Source organism: Streptomyces parvus (assembly GCF_014648875.1).
Classification (GTDB): Bacteria; Actinomycetota; Actinomycetes; order Streptomycetales; family Streptomycetaceae; genus Streptomyces; species Streptomyces parvus.
In genome coordinates, this window is the sequence record NZ_BMRY01000008.1 from 160,934 (window position 1) to 175,794 (window position 14,861).

At 72.7% G+C, this 14,861-nt stretch carries 15 protein-coding genes; 6 read left to right on the forward strand and 9 right to left on the reverse strand.

The window, feature by feature from the left end; translation table 11 throughout:
- Window positions 1-147: 147 nt before the first annotated feature.
- Together IE140_RS24350 and IE140_RS24355 are read left to right on the forward strand one after the other, a co-directional pair.
- Complete coding sequence (locus tag IE140_RS24350; protein ID WP_093437662.1) at window positions 148-624, forward strand: ATP-binding protein; 477 nt, start codon at window positions 148-150, stop codon at window positions 622-624.
- Window positions 618-1,055: a hypothetical protein gene (locus IE140_RS24355; protein WP_088573762.1), complete on the forward strand. Its 438-nt coding sequence runs from the start codon at window positions 618-620 to the stop codon at window positions 1,053-1,055. The genes IE140_RS24350 and IE140_RS24355 overlap by 7 nt, the downstream gene beginning before the upstream one ends.
- Before the next feature lie 90 nt (window positions 1,056-1,145).
- Here IE140_RS24355 and IE140_RS24360 read toward each other — a convergent pair whose 3' ends face one another.
- The 8 genes from IE140_RS24360 to IE140_RS24395 all read right to left on the reverse strand — a co-directional run bounded on the left by IE140_RS24360 (window position 1,146) and on the right by IE140_RS24395 (window position 10,097).
- A complete protein-coding gene (locus tag IE140_RS24360) occupies window positions 1,146-2,486 on the reverse strand; it encodes a 6-phospho-beta-glucosidase (RefSeq protein ID WP_150196302.1) in 1,341 nt (446 codons plus the stop codon).
- A gap of 121 nt (window positions 2,487-2,607) precedes the next feature.
- Window positions 2,608-4,185 (reverse strand): cytochrome P450, encoded by a 1,578-nt coding sequence (locus IE140_RS24365; RefSeq protein ID WP_189460695.1) that lies wholly within the window; start codon window positions 4,183-4,185, stop codon window positions 2,608-2,610.
- Window positions 4,186-4,329: 144 nt separating this feature from the next.
- On the reverse strand, window positions 4,330-4,944 hold the full coding sequence (locus tag IE140_RS24370; protein ID WP_006128843.1) for a GTP-binding protein: 615 nt from the start codon (window positions 4,942-4,944) through the stop codon (window positions 4,330-4,332).
- The gene (locus tag IE140_RS24375; protein WP_006128842.1) at window positions 4,925-5,296 is read right to left on the reverse strand and encodes a DUF742 domain-containing protein; all 372 of its coding nucleotides are present in this window, start codon (window positions 5,294-5,296) and stop codon (window positions 4,925-4,927) included. Before IE140_RS24375 ends, IE140_RS24370 begins: the two co-directional genes overlap by 20 nt.
- Window positions 5,293-5,700 carry a roadblock/LC7 domain-containing protein gene (locus tag IE140_RS24380; RefSeq protein ID WP_006128841.1) on the reverse strand — a complete coding sequence of 136 codons (408 nt, stop codon included), beginning with the start codon at window positions 5,698-5,700 and terminating at the stop codon, window positions 5,293-5,295. The genes IE140_RS24375 and IE140_RS24380 overlap by 4 nt, the downstream gene beginning before the upstream one ends.
- Window positions 5,697-7,337, reverse strand: a complete 1,641-nt coding sequence (locus IE140_RS24385; protein WP_109180831.1) for a sensor histidine kinase — start codon at window positions 7,335-7,337, stop codon at window positions 5,697-5,699. Before IE140_RS24385 ends, IE140_RS24380 begins: the two co-directional genes overlap by 4 nt.
- Before the next feature lie 466 nt (window positions 7,338-7,803).
- Window positions 7,804-8,310, reverse strand: coding sequence for a MarR family winged helix-turn-helix transcriptional regulator (locus IE140_RS24390; RefSeq protein ID WP_032762750.1), 507 nt, complete (start codon window positions 8,308-8,310; stop codon window positions 7,804-7,806).
- Window positions 8,307-10,097 carry an FUSC family protein gene (locus IE140_RS24395; RefSeq protein WP_150193938.1) on the reverse strand — a complete coding sequence of 597 codons (1,791 nt, stop codon included), beginning with the start codon at window positions 10,095-10,097 and terminating at the stop codon, window positions 8,307-8,309. The genes IE140_RS24390 and IE140_RS24395 overlap by 4 nt, the downstream gene beginning before the upstream one ends.
- A 135-nt stretch (window positions 10,098-10,232) precedes the next feature.
- Between IE140_RS24395 and IE140_RS24400 the strand changes: the two genes are divergently transcribed.
- From IE140_RS24400 to IE140_RS24415, 4 genes are all read left to right on the forward strand, one after another.
- Entirely contained in the window at window positions 10,233-10,664 is a 432-nt protein-coding gene (locus IE140_RS24400; protein WP_150193935.1) for a hypothetical protein, read from the forward strand.
- 127 nt (window positions 10,665-10,791) lie between these two features.
- The gene (locus IE140_RS24405) at window positions 10,792-11,442 is read left to right on the forward strand and encodes a thioredoxin-like domain-containing protein (protein WP_093443627.1); all 651 of its coding nucleotides are present in this window, start codon (window positions 10,792-10,794) and stop codon (window positions 11,440-11,442) included.
- Window positions 11,439-12,092 carry a DUF305 domain-containing protein gene (locus IE140_RS24410; protein ID WP_093443625.1) on the forward strand — a complete coding sequence of 218 codons (654 nt, stop codon included), beginning with the start codon at window positions 11,439-11,441 and terminating at the stop codon, window positions 12,090-12,092. Before IE140_RS24405 ends, IE140_RS24410 begins: the two co-directional genes overlap by 4 nt.
- A gap of 90 nt (window positions 12,093-12,182) precedes the next feature.
- Window positions 12,183-13,430, forward strand: coding sequence for an ROK family protein (locus tag IE140_RS24415; RefSeq protein WP_150193933.1), 1,248 nt, complete (start codon window positions 12,183-12,185; stop codon window positions 13,428-13,430).
- 121 nt (window positions 13,431-13,551) lie between these two features.
- Here IE140_RS24415 and xylA read toward each other — a convergent pair whose 3' ends face one another.
- Window positions 13,552-14,718: a xylose isomerase gene (xylA, locus tag IE140_RS24420; protein ID WP_032762755.1), complete on the reverse strand. Its 1,167-nt coding sequence runs from the start codon at window positions 14,716-14,718 to the stop codon at window positions 13,552-13,554.
- Window positions 14,719-14,861 lie beyond the last annotated feature (143 nt).

The following is a 14,861-nucleotide window of genomic DNA, read 5'->3' on the forward strand; positions in this document are numbered from 1 at the left end:
CAGTCACTCTGGAAATTTCAGAGTGCCCCTTGCCAAGTGTCATCGTCAGGGGGAGAGTTGACTTCCGAACCAGTTCGCTCAGTCATGCCCGCCCCCGAGCACCCGGGGAACGACGCGTGACGCAGCCCCCACTGTGAGGAATCGGTCGTGGCACCTGGCAGTGCGCTCATCCCCCGGCTCACGGACCTCAGCCCCGGGACGGAGGCGCTCCGTTACTGCTTCGCGCTGCCGGCGCACCCCGAGTCGGTGGCCGGTGCGCGGGAGCTGACGCGGGCCCGGCTGGACGCCTGGAAGCTGGGCCGGGACGCCTGTGACGCGGCGGTCCTCATCGTCTCCGAGCTGGTGACGAACGCGGTCGTGCACACCGCGAGCACCCGGGTGGTCTGCGAGCTGAGCCGGTTCGGCAGACGACTGCGGATAGCCGTGCAGGACCAGGGCCACCAGCCCTGCGGTCCGCGGCTGCGCCCCTCGTCCGACGACGAGCACGGCCGTGGTCTGCTCCTCGTCGACGCGATGAGCAGCGCCTGGGGCTCGCACGACGCCGGGGACGCCTCCGGGCGCATCGTCTGGGCGGAGCTGCCGCACGGGGCCGAGCAGCTGTCCGACGCGGAGCGGGCGTGTTGAGGAACGCGCTGGCCCGGCTGCGCGCGGCGCACCGGGGCCGGACGGCCGAGCAGGCCGGCAGTGGGCGGGTGCGGCTGGCGCTGCCGGCGTCGATGTCGGCGACGCTGGGGTGCGACGCGGTGGGGGTGCCCGCCCGGCACGGCTTCCGACTCATGTCCCATCTGCCGCGCACCGGCTGCGTCTTCGCCGACGCGGACCGCTGGTGGTGGATCGTCCCGGCCGGCTCCGACCTGGATCTGGACTGGCCGGAGCAGGTGACGTACGCACGGGACGCGGCCGTGCCCGGTGGCCGGCCCCGGCTGATCCACTCACCGGACGCCCTCACCCCGTACACCCCGCCCATTCCGCTGTTCCTGATGGTCTGCCAGGTGACGGGAGTGGCCCCGAGCTGGGACGCCCCGGGTACGCGGAGCGTCGTGTCCGCGCCGTAGCGCCCCGGTGACCGGGCGGAGAGCCCGCGACCGAACGAGCCGGGCCCGGTCAGGTCGGGCCCGTCTCGTTCGGTCGTGTTCCCGGCCGGGTCAGATGAGGTACGCGAGCCCCGGGTGGACCTCGGTGTACCGGTCCAGCAGCCGCCGGGCCACCGTCACGGAGTCCACCAGCGGGTGCAGGGCGAAGGCCTGGACGGCCGCCGCGCGGGAGCCGCTCTCCGCCGCCTCCAGCACGGCCCGCTCCACCGCCTTCACCGCGGTGACGAGGCCGACCGCGTGGTACGGCAGCGGCGAGACGGTCACCGGGTGGGCCCCGTTGGCGTCGACCAGGCAGGGCACCTCGACGACGGCGTCCGCGTCCAGGACCGACAGGGTGGTGCGGTTGCGGACGTTGAGGATCAGGGAGGTCCGTTCGTTGCGGGCGACGGCCCGCATGAGGGCGAGCGCGACCTGTTCGTAGCCGCCGGACTCCAGGTCGCTCTCCTCCCGCTCCCCCGCCCCGGCGACCTCGCGGTTCTCCGCCATGTACGTCGCCTCGCGTTCGGCGCGGGTGCGGTCCCAGGTGTCCCAGGCGGGCGTGCCGGCTTCCCGCATCCGGGCGTAGAAGCCCTCCTGCTGGTCGCGGAGGAACGCGCCCCGGGTCTGTTCGGCCGCCTGGTAGGCGCGTACGGCTTCCCGGTTGACGTAGTAGTAGTGCAGGTATTCGTTGGGGATCGCGCCCAGCGAGCTAAGGAGTTCGGCGCCGAAGAGGCGGCCCTCCTCGAAGGATTCGAGCAGCTTCGGGTCGGCGAGCAGCCGGGGCAGTTCGTCGTGACCGTCGACGTACAGCCCGCGCACCCACCCGAGGTGGTTGAGCCCGGCGTAGTCGATCCAGGCCCGGTCCGGGTCGGCTCCCAGGACGCGGGCGATGCGCCGCCCGAGGCCGACCGGCGAGTCGCAGATCCCGATGACCCGGTCGCCCAGGTGCCGGGACATGGCCTCGGTGACCAGACCCGCCGGGTTGGTGAAGTTGATGACCCAGGCCCGCGGGGCGAGCCGGCTGATGCGCCGGGCGAGGTCGAGGGCGACGGGGACGGTGCGCAGCCCGTACGCGATGCCTCCGGCGCCGACGGTCTCCTGGCCGAGCACGCCCTCGTCGAGGGCCACCCGTTCGTCGGCGGCGCGGCCGGCGAGTCCGCCGACGCGGATGGCGGAGAAGACGAAGTCGGCGCCGCGCAGCGCCTCGTCGAGCTCCGTGGTGGCGACGACGGCGGGGGCGTCCGCGATGTCCCGGCCCTGTTCCGCGAGGACGCGGGCGATGGCGGTGAGCCGGTCGGCGTCGGTGTCGTACAGCGTGACCCGGGAGACGCGGCCCTCTGCGTGATCGCCGAGGAGGGCCCCGTACACGAGAGGCACCCGGAATCCGCCACCGCCAAGAATTGTCAGCTTCACGCTGCTCGATGGTACGGGCAGGTCCGGACCGGCCCGCGCGGGCCGCGCCCGGGGCGCGCGACGCGGCGGACCCGGGCCCGTGGGCGTGATCCGGGGCCGCCGCGGCCGGAGCGTCGGTGCGTCAGTAGCCGTTCCACCAGCGGGTGACGGCCTGCCAGAGCCGGGCGGGGGCGGCCGGGCGGCGCTGGCGCGGGATCGTCGCGACCGGCGCGGGAGCGGGGGTGGCGGCGGGAGCCGGACGGTCCGCAGGAGGCGCGGCGGCCGGGGCGGGCTGCGGGGCGGCGCCCGGGGCGTGGGCGGGTTGCGCTCCGGCCGCCGCCTCGTGCCGGGGCTCGGGGACGGTCCTGGCCGGGGAGGAGATCTCCCAGGCATCGGCCGGGCGGGGGGTGCGGGCCATCACGGAGAGCGGATCGGCGTCCAGCTTCTGCTGCGGACTCGGGGCGAACATCACCGGCAGCTCGACCAGGTGGCGGGACATGATGTTGCCGACCCAGCGCAGTTCGCTCTCCCCCACGCCGAGTTCCAGGTCGGGCAGACGCATCAGGAGCGCGTCGACGCCGACATCGGCGATGGCGCGGCCGATGTCCTGTCCCGGGCACTCGTGGGGGCCGCCGCTGAAGGCGAGGTGGGCGCGGTTGCCGCCCATGTCGGCGCCCAGGTCGGGGCGGACGGAGGGGTCGGTGTTGGCCGGGGCGATCCCGACGAGGAGGGCGTCGCCCGCCTTGATCTGCTGGCCGCCCAGCTCGGTGTCGCCGACGGCCCAGCGGCCGAAGACGGCGGTGAACGGCGGCTCGTCCCACAGGGTCTGCTCGACGGCCTCGGGGACGGTCATGTGCCCGCCGCTGAGCCGGGCGCGGAAGCGCGGGTCGGTGAGGACCATGCGCAGCACGTTGGCGATGAGGTTGGCGGTGGACTCGTACGCGGCGATGAGGATGAGGCGCAGGTGCTCGACGACCTCGATGTCGGTCATCGTCGCGGGGTGCTCGACCAGCCAGCTGGCGAAGTCGTGGGCCGGTTCGGCGCGGCGGCGCTCGACGAGGCGGGTCAGCACGGCCACGACGTGGGCGTTGGAGGCCACGGCGGTCTCGGTGCCGCGGGTCATGTCGCGGGCGGCCTGGACGAGGCGCTCGTCGTACTCCTCGGGCATGCCGAAGATCGCGCACATCACCATCATCGGCAGGTGCTCCGCGAACTGGCTGACCAGGTCGGCGGTGCCCTTCTCGCAGAAGTCGTTGACGAGGCGGTTACTGAACCGGTTGATGTGGCGGCGCACCCCGCGGGTGTCGATCCGCTCCATGCTGTCGGTGACCGCGCCGCGCTGCCGCTCGTGCTTCGCGCCGTCGGCGAACACGCACACGGGCTGCCAGGTGAAGATGGGGGCGAGCGGGTGGTCGGGGGCGACGCTGCCGTCCTGGAGGGCCCGCCAGCGCCGCGAGTCCCGGGAGAACTGGGACGGCGTACGGGTGAGGTGGAGGTTCTCGCTGTGGCCGAGGACGAGCCAGGCGGGGACGTCGCCGTGGAGCAGGACGGGGGCGACCGTGCCGTGTTCGGCGCGGAGCTTGTCGTAGAGGCCGGCGGGGTTGTTCTCCGCCTCGGGGCCGTAGAGCCGGCGCAGTCCGCCGGGGCCGACGTCGAGGTTGTGGGCCGGGCACTGGGGCGGGGGCACGGCGCCGGGTTCGTGGTGGAACGGGGTTGTCACAGGGGCTCCAGGGATCAGGATTCCAGGGCTGGTGCGCAGGCGGGCGGGACGGGGCGTCCGGGTGCGGACCGGGCCGGGGGCGTACGCCGGGGGATGGCGTGCGCCCCCGGGGCGGTCCCGTCGCCGGGCCCGGGGGCGGGGGTGTCAGGCGAGGGGGACGGCCAGGCTGTGCAGGTAGCGCATCAGGGTCATCAGCACATCGCGGCTGGAGGCCCGCAGCCGGGCGTCGCAGTCGATCATCGGGACCTCGTCCGGCAGGTCGAGGGCGCTGCGCAGGGCCTCGACCGGGTGGTGCGGCGCGTCGGGGAAGGTGTTCACGGCCACCACGAACGGCACTCCGCGCTCCTCCAGTCGGCCGATGACGTCGAAGCTGACTTCGAGCCGTCTCGTGTCGATGAGGACGACCGCGCCGAGGGCGCCTTCGAAGAGGCCGTTCCACAGGAACCAGAAGCGCTCCTGGCCGGGGGTGCCGAACAGATAGAGGATCAGTTCCTCGCTGAGGCTGATCCGTCCGAAGTCCATGGCGACGGTGGTGGCGGTCTTCGTCTCCACCCCGGCGTTGTCGTCCACGCCGACGCCGGCCTGGGTCATGGTCTCTTCGGTGGTCAGCGGCCGGATCTCGCTCACCGAGCCGACCATGGTCGTCTTGCCGACGCCGAACCCTCCGACGATCACGACCTTCACCGCGGCGGTGGCCGTGGTGGGGAGGACGTCCTCGGTGCGGGGTCCGGTGATCGTGTCAGAGCTTCTGAAGTCCATGCATCACCGCTTCGAGAAGGGACCTGTCGGGGAGAGTGGCGCGGACGATCGGCGCGCGCGACTCGATGAGCTCGGTGGCGAGGAGATCGCTCAGGAGCGAGGTGACCACGCTGAACGGCAGGCCGAGGTAGGCCGAGATCTCGGCGACGGACAACGGGGCCTGGCAGAGCCGCAGGATCGCGGCCTGTTCGGGCTGGAACGTCGGCGAGGGCTCCGCCTGCGCGACGACCATCGTGACCAGGTCGAGCGCGGCCCGTTCGCTGTCGTCGAGATCGCCGGTGATCACGTACAGCCGTTCCGGATCGAGGAGATCCGGGTCGGTCTTGCGGCGTTCTCGTCGAGGTCCACTCATCCGGACTGCCCGCCGTGGCGGGGCGGGCTGGTCAGGTGGGCTCCGATCCGCACGACCATGTCCCGCATCCGGGCCCCGACGAGTCCGGCGTCGACGGTCTCGCCGGCCAGGACCGCGAGATACGCGCCGGTGCCGGCCGCCATCAGGTAGAAGAACCCGCCGGTGACCTCGATGACCACGAGCTTCATCAGTCCGTCGCTGTACGGGATCTCGGTGGCCACCGCGGCGGCCAGGCTCTGGAGTCCGGCGCAGGCCGCCGCGAGCCGGTCGGCGACGTCGGGGTCGCCGCCGTGCATCGCGATGCGCAGACCGTCCGACGAGAGCACCACGATCTGGTGGATGCTCGGAACGTCGTCGGCCAGCTCCTTGAGCATCCAGTCCATGTTTCCCCGCTGCTGGATCACTTCAGGTCTCCCTTGTCCCACGCGTCATCGGAGTCTTCGCCGTGCTTTCGTTCCTGCGGTACGCCGTTGACGGCCTTGGTGAAGGCCTCCAGCCAGAGGCCGGGGGGCTTCTCCTCGCCGCGTCCGCCGTCCGTGCCGTCGCCCGGACCGGGCTGGAAGCCGTTCGTGGCGGCCGGGGGCGGCGTGGGCTGCTGCGGCAGGTTGTGCGAGCCGAGCGGGGCCCGGCCCCGGCTGCGGCGCTGCGGCAGCCCGTTCTCGGTCCACTCGGTGACCACGGGAACGTCGTCCTCCATGGCGGCCGCGGGAGGGGCCGGGCGCGCGGCGGCCGCGGGGGCCCCGGTGGGGACCGGTGCGGCCACGGACGGCACGGGGCCGGTGGCGGCGGGCTTGGGCTTGCGCTTGCCGGGCGGCGGCACCACGTGCTGGAGCTGCGACATGTCCAGGGAGCTGGTGGGCCGGGAGGTGGCGCCGATGCCGTGGGCGATGCCCGGGGCGGGTCCGGTGGTGATCATCTCGCGCGGCACGATGAGGACGGCGCGGACGCCGCCGTACGCCGACTGACGCAGCGACACCTGGAGCTGGTACATCCGGGAGAGCCGGCCGACGACGGCCATGCCGAGGCGCGGGGACTCCCCGAGGTCGTTCATGTTGATGCCGGCCTGGGCCTGGGCGAGCATGTTCTCGGCGCGGGCGCGGGCCTCCTCGCTGAGGCTGACGCCGCCGTCCTCGATCTCGATGGCGATGCCGGTCTGCACCTCGACCGCGGTGACGTGCACCCGGGTCTGGGGCGGCGAGTAGCGGGTCGCGTTGTCGAGGAGCTCGGCGCAGGCGTGGATGAGCGGTTCGACCGAGGTGCCGACGATGGCGACCTTGGCGATCGAGTGCAGATCGACGCGCTGGTACTCCAGGATGCGGGACATCGCGCCGCGCAACACGCTGAAGAGCGGTACGGGCTTGGGCCACTGGCGGCTGGGGCGGGCGCCGCCGAGCACGGCGATGGAGTCGGCGAGGCGGCCGATCAGCGCGGTGCCGTGGTCGATGCGCAGCAGGTCGTCGAAGACCTCGGGGTTGCGCCCGTAGTGGTCCTCCATCTCCCGCAGTTCACTGGCCTGGCGGTGCACGATCGCCTGGACGCGGCGGGCGACGCTGACGAAGGCGCGCTGGGCGGAGTCACGCCGGGCCTCCTCGTTGTCGATGACTTCGAGGACCTGGTGGATCTGTTCGCGCAGCGCCTTGGGCAGATGGCGGTTGGCGGCGTCCGCGTCGACGATGTCGCGCATCACCTCGTCGGGCGAATTGCCCACGCGCAGCCGCCGGATGGCGGCGGGCATGACTTCCTTGGTGAGCCGCACCGTCTCGGCGTCGTGCGAGTGGATGCGGTGTTCCAGGTAGGCGATGCGCTGTTCGTGCTCGGCGCGCTGGACGCGTGAGGCACGTCGGGCGCGGTGGAGCGCCACGGTGAGTACGGCGACCACGAGCGTGGTGATCGCGCCGCACACGGCGACTGGTATCCGCGCGGCCGGTGCGACCAGGGCCGACCCGGCGGCGGTCGCGCCGAGGAGCAGGACCACGGGCGGCAGGACTACGCGGACGACGGGGACTTCTCTGTCGGTCGGCGGTGATTCAACACGGACCATCTAAAACCCTCTGGCGGTTGATTCCGGGATGTATGCGCACGGGAGCGGAGACTCAGGAACAAGTGCTCGAATTCATCTCAACTCGACTTCACTGCGCGTGAGCTTAGCCAGATCAGAACAGTGCTTCGGCATATTCACCCAACCCCCTGCGGAAGCCCGCCGGGAGGAATACACTCACCAGTTTTTGCACTGAGCGCTGTGGAACGTGTGCGGGGAGTAGCGGCGGCTGAAAATAGACCTACCGCTGGCCTGTCGGCGCGCAGGACGAGGACACCTTCGCCACCGGACAAGCCATTTATCGAGTGAAAAACCCCATCACCTCCCCCTGTCAGCACACAAAATCAGCCAGAGGCACAGGTGACCGAACCGGATCGAAAGGAGCAGATTCCCGGCCGACGGAGGGGTGATGGGGAAATTCGGCGCACTGACGCGTATGCGGAGCCCGCCACCGACGGTGGCGTCGGGGTCAGCGGCGGGCTCCCCCGAGGCGCCCTTCCAGCTGGACGAGCAACTCGCTCAGCCGGGAGGCGAGTTCATCACGGCCGGGCAGGTCGAGACCGGCCAGCACCGAGCGTTCGTACGCCAGTTGCTCGGGCAGCAGCCGGTCGACCAGGGCGCGCCCCTCGTCGGTGAGACGGACATGGGCGACCCGCCGGTCACGGTCGTCGCCGCGGCGCTCGACGAGGGCGCGGTCCTGGAGGGCGCGCAGCCGTTTGGTGACGGCGGCCCCGGAGGAGAAGGTCTCGCGGGCCAGCTCGCCGGGGGTCAGCTCCCGGTCCGTACGGCGTACGGCGCCGAGGAGGTCGAATTCGGCGCGGGTCAGCCCGGCGGAGCGCAGCGGGGCGTCCTCCGCCTGCTGGAGCAGGGCGGCGCAGCGGTTGATCCGGCCGATGATCTCCATCGGCCCGGTGTCGAGCTCGGGGTTGACGGCCTGCCACTGCCGGACCACCGAGGCAACGATGTCGTCGGTCACTCCGCTCCGATCGAAGGGGCGTGGGCCGTGGGCCCGCGCCGTTGTGCTGTCGCGGCGAGCGTACGGTGTCCGGCCCGCTCGGCCGCGAGAAGACGCTGCTCGGGCAGGGCGCGCTGCCACCATTCGCCCGCGGCCGTGTCACCCGCCTCGCGCAGTTCGACGAGGCTCGCGGTGAGCGTCCGGCGGGCCCGGTCCCGCTCGGCGGGCGCGGCCGCGGGGTCGGCGCCGGTCCGCTCCGCGGCGGCGCGGGCCCGGTCGGTGGCGTCGAGGGCCCGCTCGACCCGGCCCGCCGCCCGCCGGTTGGTGACGAGCGTCGCCGCCAGGAAGCCGGCGGCCGCGCCGAGGACGGTGTCCAGGACCCGGTCGCCGATCAGCTCCCCGGCCGGGTGGGTGCCGCCGAACTCCAGGACCAGCAGGGCCATCGGGGTGACCGCGACGGAGCCGAGCCAGTAGTTGCGGGTGATGAGGGCCTCGGCGGCGAAGCCGAAGAAGAGGCAGCAGCAGACGAGGGCGAGCGGGCCGATCCGCGACACCGGCAGCACGGCGGCGAAGACGAGCACGCCCAGGAGGTTGCCGAGGGTGCGCTGGAGGGCGCGGTTCCACGACAGGGTGAGGTTGGCCTGGCAGAGGGAGGCGGCGGTGACGATCGCCCAGTAGGGGCGGCCGACGCCGAGCGCGGCGCAGAGGTACCCGGAGAGCGCGCAGCCGAACAGGGTACGGACGGCGACCGGCAGCAGCGGCGATCCGGGACCGAGACGGCGCAGCAGGGCGCGGCGGGCCGCGCGACGGCCTTCCCGGGCGCGCAGGACGGCGCGTTCGGCGTCGATCCCGTAGAGCTCGTCGGCGGTTCCGGGGGCCGGCGAGGGCGTGGGCACGGGTCCCCGCCCCCGGGTCCGGGCGGCCCAGGCGCGCAGCCGCTCCGGCTCCGCCGCCCCCGCCCCGGGGCCCGGGGCCACGAAGGCCGCTTCGGCCTGCACCACCAGGCGTTCCAGCGACCGGCGCACGGGGGTGGGGCGCCCGGAGGCGAGCAGGCACCGCCAGGCGGCGTGCACGGCGGCGGCCGCGGCGCGCCGGTTTCGCGGGCCGGGGTCGATGGCATTGTTGCCGTTACGCGAGCCCGGGTCGACGGCATTGCCGTTGCGCGGGCCCGGGTCCGCGGCGCAGACCGCCGCGGCCTCCAGGGCGCGGGCGACGGCCCGGCGTTCGGGCCCCTCGCGGCGCACCAGGGCGGGCGCGAGGGCGACCAGCCAGGCGAACGCGCCCGCGCCGAGGGTCAGGGCGAGGTGGCCGGGGATCTGATCGAGGCGTTGCGGGGCGAAGAGGGCCGCCGAGCTGACGAAGGTGAAGATCACATGGCCGGGCGGCCCGATCCGGGTGGCGTCGCACAGCACTTTCTGTACGGCGGCGAGCAGCGCCCCGACCGCGATGAGCACGGCGGTCGAGCCGGTGAGCGAGGCGGTGACCAGGGAGACGGCGAGTCCGGCGGCCATGCCGAGCACCACGCCCGCGAGCGCCCGGGCCCGCCGGGCGTACGGCAGGCCGTGTCCGTAGAGCGCGCACAGCGACCCGGCCATGGAGTAGACGGCCAGGTCCAGCCGGCCCAGGACGAGAAGCGTCAGATGGGGGACGGCGGAGGCGACGACCACGCTGAGGGCCGGCTTGAACCAGGTGTCCGAGGGCGGCGAGAGCCGCAGGGCCGAGGCCGGCGAGAGGCCGCGGACAGCCGGCGGGAGCTGCGGGAGCTTGCGGACGGAGGGCCGCCCGGGGCGGACAGGTGTATCACTCACCCATATACGTTAACAGGTATTACACCTGTAAAATGTTTGACCTCTGTTCCAGCGGCGGCGACTCGGGCACACTGTCCCGCGAACGGCGCGACCCACTGTCTTTGAAAGTTCACATACCTACTACGATGACGGGCGATGAACAGGGTGAGCACGCGGACCGACCGACACCGGTACGGCTCCCGCGCGCCCTTCGCCCTCGGCTGGGTCTTCTTCCTCCTGGCCATGCTCTTCTGCTGCTCGGCCGCCACGTCGTCCGCCGCCGTGCCGGCCGCGACGGGTGAGGCCGAAGCGGCCGCCGTCCGCGCGTTCACCCCGACGCCCGAAGCGGCCTTCGAACCGGTCGTGCTGGCTTCCTCGCCGGACCGCGGCCTGGGCACGTCGTGCCACGGGGGTTCGACGCACACGGTGGCCGTCGTGCTCCCGGTGTCGTCCGCGCCCGTGGCCGTTCCCTCGCCCGTGGCCTTCGTCCCCGCCACCCCGCTCACGGGGTCCGCGGCCATCAGGGGTCCCTCGCACGACGGTGTCCGTTCCGTCGATCAACTGCGCCTTCAGGTCCAACGGATCTAGAGGCCGGGTCCGCTCTCCCGCCGCGCCCCGGCGCCGGTTCAACGGGAGCGGTCTTCCGTATGCCCCGCATCCCTTACCCCCTCATGCACAGACCTCTTGTGCATCGGTTGAACGACGAGGACTTCTCATGGCTTCCGCCAAGAACCAGAACAACCCGGCAGCGGCGCGGCGCGCCAAGCTCGAAGAGGCACGCCGCAAGGAGCGGGCCCGCGAACGCCGGGTCCGCATCATCACCATCGGGGCGTCGGTGGCCGTGGTCGCCGCCCTGGTCGCCGGAGGCGGCTATCTGATGGTGCAGGCGAACGAGAAGGAGAAGAAGGACGAGCAGGCCAAGACCTCGCCCGTCACGGGTGAGCGCAGCTGGGACAAGCTGACGCAGGAGCACGTGGCGAACAAGGTCGACTACCCGATGAACCCGCCCGTCGGGGGCGACCACAACCAGGTCTGGATGAACTGCAACGCGGACGTCTACACCGAGGAGATACCGAAGGAGAACGCCGTGCACTCGCTGGAGCACGGCGCGGTCTGGGTGACGTACAACGACAAGGCCTCGGACGCGGACATCGAGGCGCTCACCAAGAAGGTCAAGGCGACCCCGTACTCGCTGATGAGCCCGGTCAAGGACCAGAAGGACCCGCTGATGCTCAGCGCCTGGGGCAAGCAGGTCACGGTCAAGAGCGCCTCGGACGACCGGGTCGACCAGTTCTTCACCAAGTACGTGCAGGGCCCGCAGACTCCTGAGCCCGGGGCCGCCTGCACCGGCGGGCTGGACGGATGACCGCCCTCGCACCCGCCCGCTCCACCCGTCGGCTGATCCTCGCGGGAGCCGCGGTGCTGGTCGTCGCGCTGGGGCTGGTGGCGCTGATGGTCGTCCGCCCCTCCGCGGCCTCCCCGTCCGGGGGGTCGTCGTTGTCCGCTCCGGCGGAGGACTCCGTGGACGCGGGCTTCGCCCGGGACATGGCGATCCACCACCAGCAGGCGGTCGAGATGTCGTTCATCGTGCGGGACCGCACCGACGACGAGGACGTGCGGCGGCTCGCGTACGACATCATCAACACCCAGGCCAATCAGCGCGGCATGATGCTGGGCTGGCTGGAGATGTGGGGACTGCCGAAGAGCGCGGCCGGGCCGCCGATGAAGTGGATGGGGCACACCTTCACGCCGACCGACGACGGTTCGCTGATGCCGGGCATGGCGACCGACGCGGAACTGGCGGAGCTCACCGCCGCGAAGGGCGAGAAGGCCGAGGTCCTTTTCCTGCGGCTGATGACCGTGCACCACCGCGCGGGCGCCGACATGGCGCAGGCCGCCGCCGGTACGGCGAGGACGGACGTCATCCGGAACCTGGCGGACGGCATGGTCCGGGGCCAGCAGTCGGAGATCGGACTGATGGCGGACATGCTGAAGGACCGGGGCGCCAAGCCCTGATCACGAGGGGTGGTTCCGGCCGGAGGGCCGGGGCCGCCCCTACTCGCACCGCTCGCGCGGAGCCCCGCATCACATAGGCTCGGCGACGATATGAAGAGCATCCTCACTCCGCTGGGGCCCAAGGCCGACAAGGACACCGTGCGACGGCACAATCTGAGCCTGGTACTGCGCGCCGTGCGGGACGAGGGCGAGCGCGGCGACGCCACGCGCGCCGGAGTGGCCGCCCGGGTCGGGCTGACCCGGGCCGCGGTGTCCTCGCTCGTCGAGCAGCTGATGGACAGCGGGTTCCTCACCGAGTCGGGCAAGACGTTCAGCGGCCAGGCCGGCCGCCCCGGCACCGCGCTGAAGGTGGCCCGCACCGGTCCGGCCGGGCTCGGTGTGGAGATCAACATCGATTACGTCTCGGTGTGCGTGGTGGATCTGGCGGGCACCGGCCGGGTCCGGCAGACCGAGCACCTCGACAACCGGGGCACGCCCGCCGAGGAGGCGCTGGCGCGGGCGGCCCGGCTCGCCGCGCGGACCCTGGAGTCGGCGTACGAGCAGGAGCTGCGTCCGGTGGGGGCGGCGCTGGCGCTGCCGGGGCTCGTCTCCGGCGGGTCGGTGCGGCAGGCCCCCAACCTCGGCTGGAACGAGGTCCCGGCGCAGGAGCTGTTCGCCGACGCGCTGGCCGCCCTGCGCCCCGGCCACCCGGCGCTGCCGGTCGCCTCGGAGAACGAGGCCAATCTCGCGGCGCTGGCCGAGCTGTGGTTCGGCGGGCTCGGGGAAGTCCGCAGCTTCCTCTATCTGACCGGTGAGATCGGGGTCGGCGGGGCGCTGGTCCTGAACGGCGAACTGCTGCGCGGTGCGCACGGTTTCGCCGGGGAGATCGGCCATGTGGTGGTGGACCCGGCGGGTCCGGAGTGCCGGTGCGGATCGCGGGGGTGCCTGGAGCAGTACGCCGGACAGGCGGCGCTGCTGCGGTCAGCCGGGATCGAGGGGATCGGCGGCGCCTCCGGGGTGCTGGAGCTGGAGCGGCGCGCGGGGGCGGAGGACCCGCGTGCGGTGGCCGCGATCGGTGAGGCGGGCCGGATGCTGGGCCGGGTGCTGTCGGGGGCGGTCAATCTGGTCGACCCGGACGCGGTGGTGCTCGGCGGCATCTACCGGAGCCTGATGCCGTGGCTGGCGCCGCCCGCGGACGAGGAGCTGACGGGCCGGGTGGTGTCGGGCCTCTGGTCGCCCGGCAGCGGCCGGCTCCGGGCGTCGTCGGTGGCGGGCGACGCGGCGCGGGGCGCGGCGGCGCTCGTGGTGCAGGACGTGCTGGACGATCCGGTGGCGTACGCGGAGCCGTCGGGCGGGTGATTGGGGGCGTGGGCCGAGGCGGCCCGAAGGCCCCGGCCCGTGCTCACGCGGTACGCCGGTGAGCCCGGGCCCGTCCGGTACGCCGACGGGCCCGGGCTCGCCCCGCGCATCAGCCCGTACGTCAGCGGACGGCGAGCAGGTGGTCCATGGCGAGCTGGTCCAGCGCCTCGAAGGCCATTCCGCGCTCCGCCGCCGCGTCCACGTCGAACTCCTCGTACGCCGTGCGGTCGGCGAGCAGCTCCGCCAGGCCGTCCCCCGCGGTCGGGCGCGCCAGTTCGTCCAGGCGGGAGGCCCGCAGCGCCGCCCGCACCTCGGGGTCGGCGCGGAAGGCCGCGGCCCGCTCCTTGAGGATGAGGTAGTTGCGCATGCAGCCGGCGGCCGAGGCCCAGACGCCGTCGTAGTCCTCGGTGCGCGGGGGCTTGAAGTCGAAGTGGCGCGGGCCTTCGTAGCCGCTCTCCAGCAGGTCGACGAGCCAGAACGCCTGGCGCAGGTCGCCCGCGCCGAAGCGCAGGTCCTGGTCGTACTTGATGCCGGACTGGCCGTTGAGGTCGATGTGGAAGAGCTTGTCCGCCCACATGGCCTGGGCGATGCCGTGCGGGAAGTTGAGCCCGGCCATCTGCTCGTGTCCGGTCTCCGGGTTGACCCCGACCAGCTCGGGGCGCTCCAGGCGCTCGATGAACGCCAGGGCGTGGCCGATGGTGGGCAGCAGGATGTCGCCGCGCGGCTCGTTGGGCTTGGGTTCGACGGCGAAGCGGAGGTCGTAGCCCTGCTCGGTGACGTACTCGCCGAGGAGGTCGAAGGCCTCCTTCATCCGGTGCAGGGCGAGGCGGACGTCCTTCGCCCCGCCCGACTCGGCGCCCTCGCGGCCGCCCCACGCCACGAACGTCTTCGCGCCCAGCTCGACGGCGAGGTCGATGTTGCGCAGGGTCTTGCGGAGCGCGTAGCGGCGTACGTCACGGTCGTTGGCCGTGAACCCGCCGTCCTTGAAGACGGGGTGCGTGAAGAGGTTCGTCGTCACCATGGGCACGACGAGGCCGCTGCTGTCGACCGCCTGCCGGAAACGCTTGACGATCTTCTCGCGCTCGGTCTCCGGCGCGCCGAAGGGGATCAGGTCGTCGTCGTGGAAGGTGACGCCCCAGGCGCCCAGCTCCGCGAGCCGCTGGACCGACTCGACGGGGTCGATGGCCGCGCGGGTCGCGTCGCCGAAGGGGTCCCTGCCCTGCCAGCCCACGGTCCACAGACCGAAACTGAACTTGTCCTCGGGGGTGGGGGTGAAGCGTTCCGTCATCGTCGTCCGACCGCCTTCGCCTGCCGTCGGGACGCCCGGCGGCGAGCCCGGCACCCCTATTTGTTCAGTGTCATGACTAATCAAGCACACGGTACCCCGGGCACGGAACCCCCTTGCCGCGGGGAGCGTTTTCGACCCCCTGT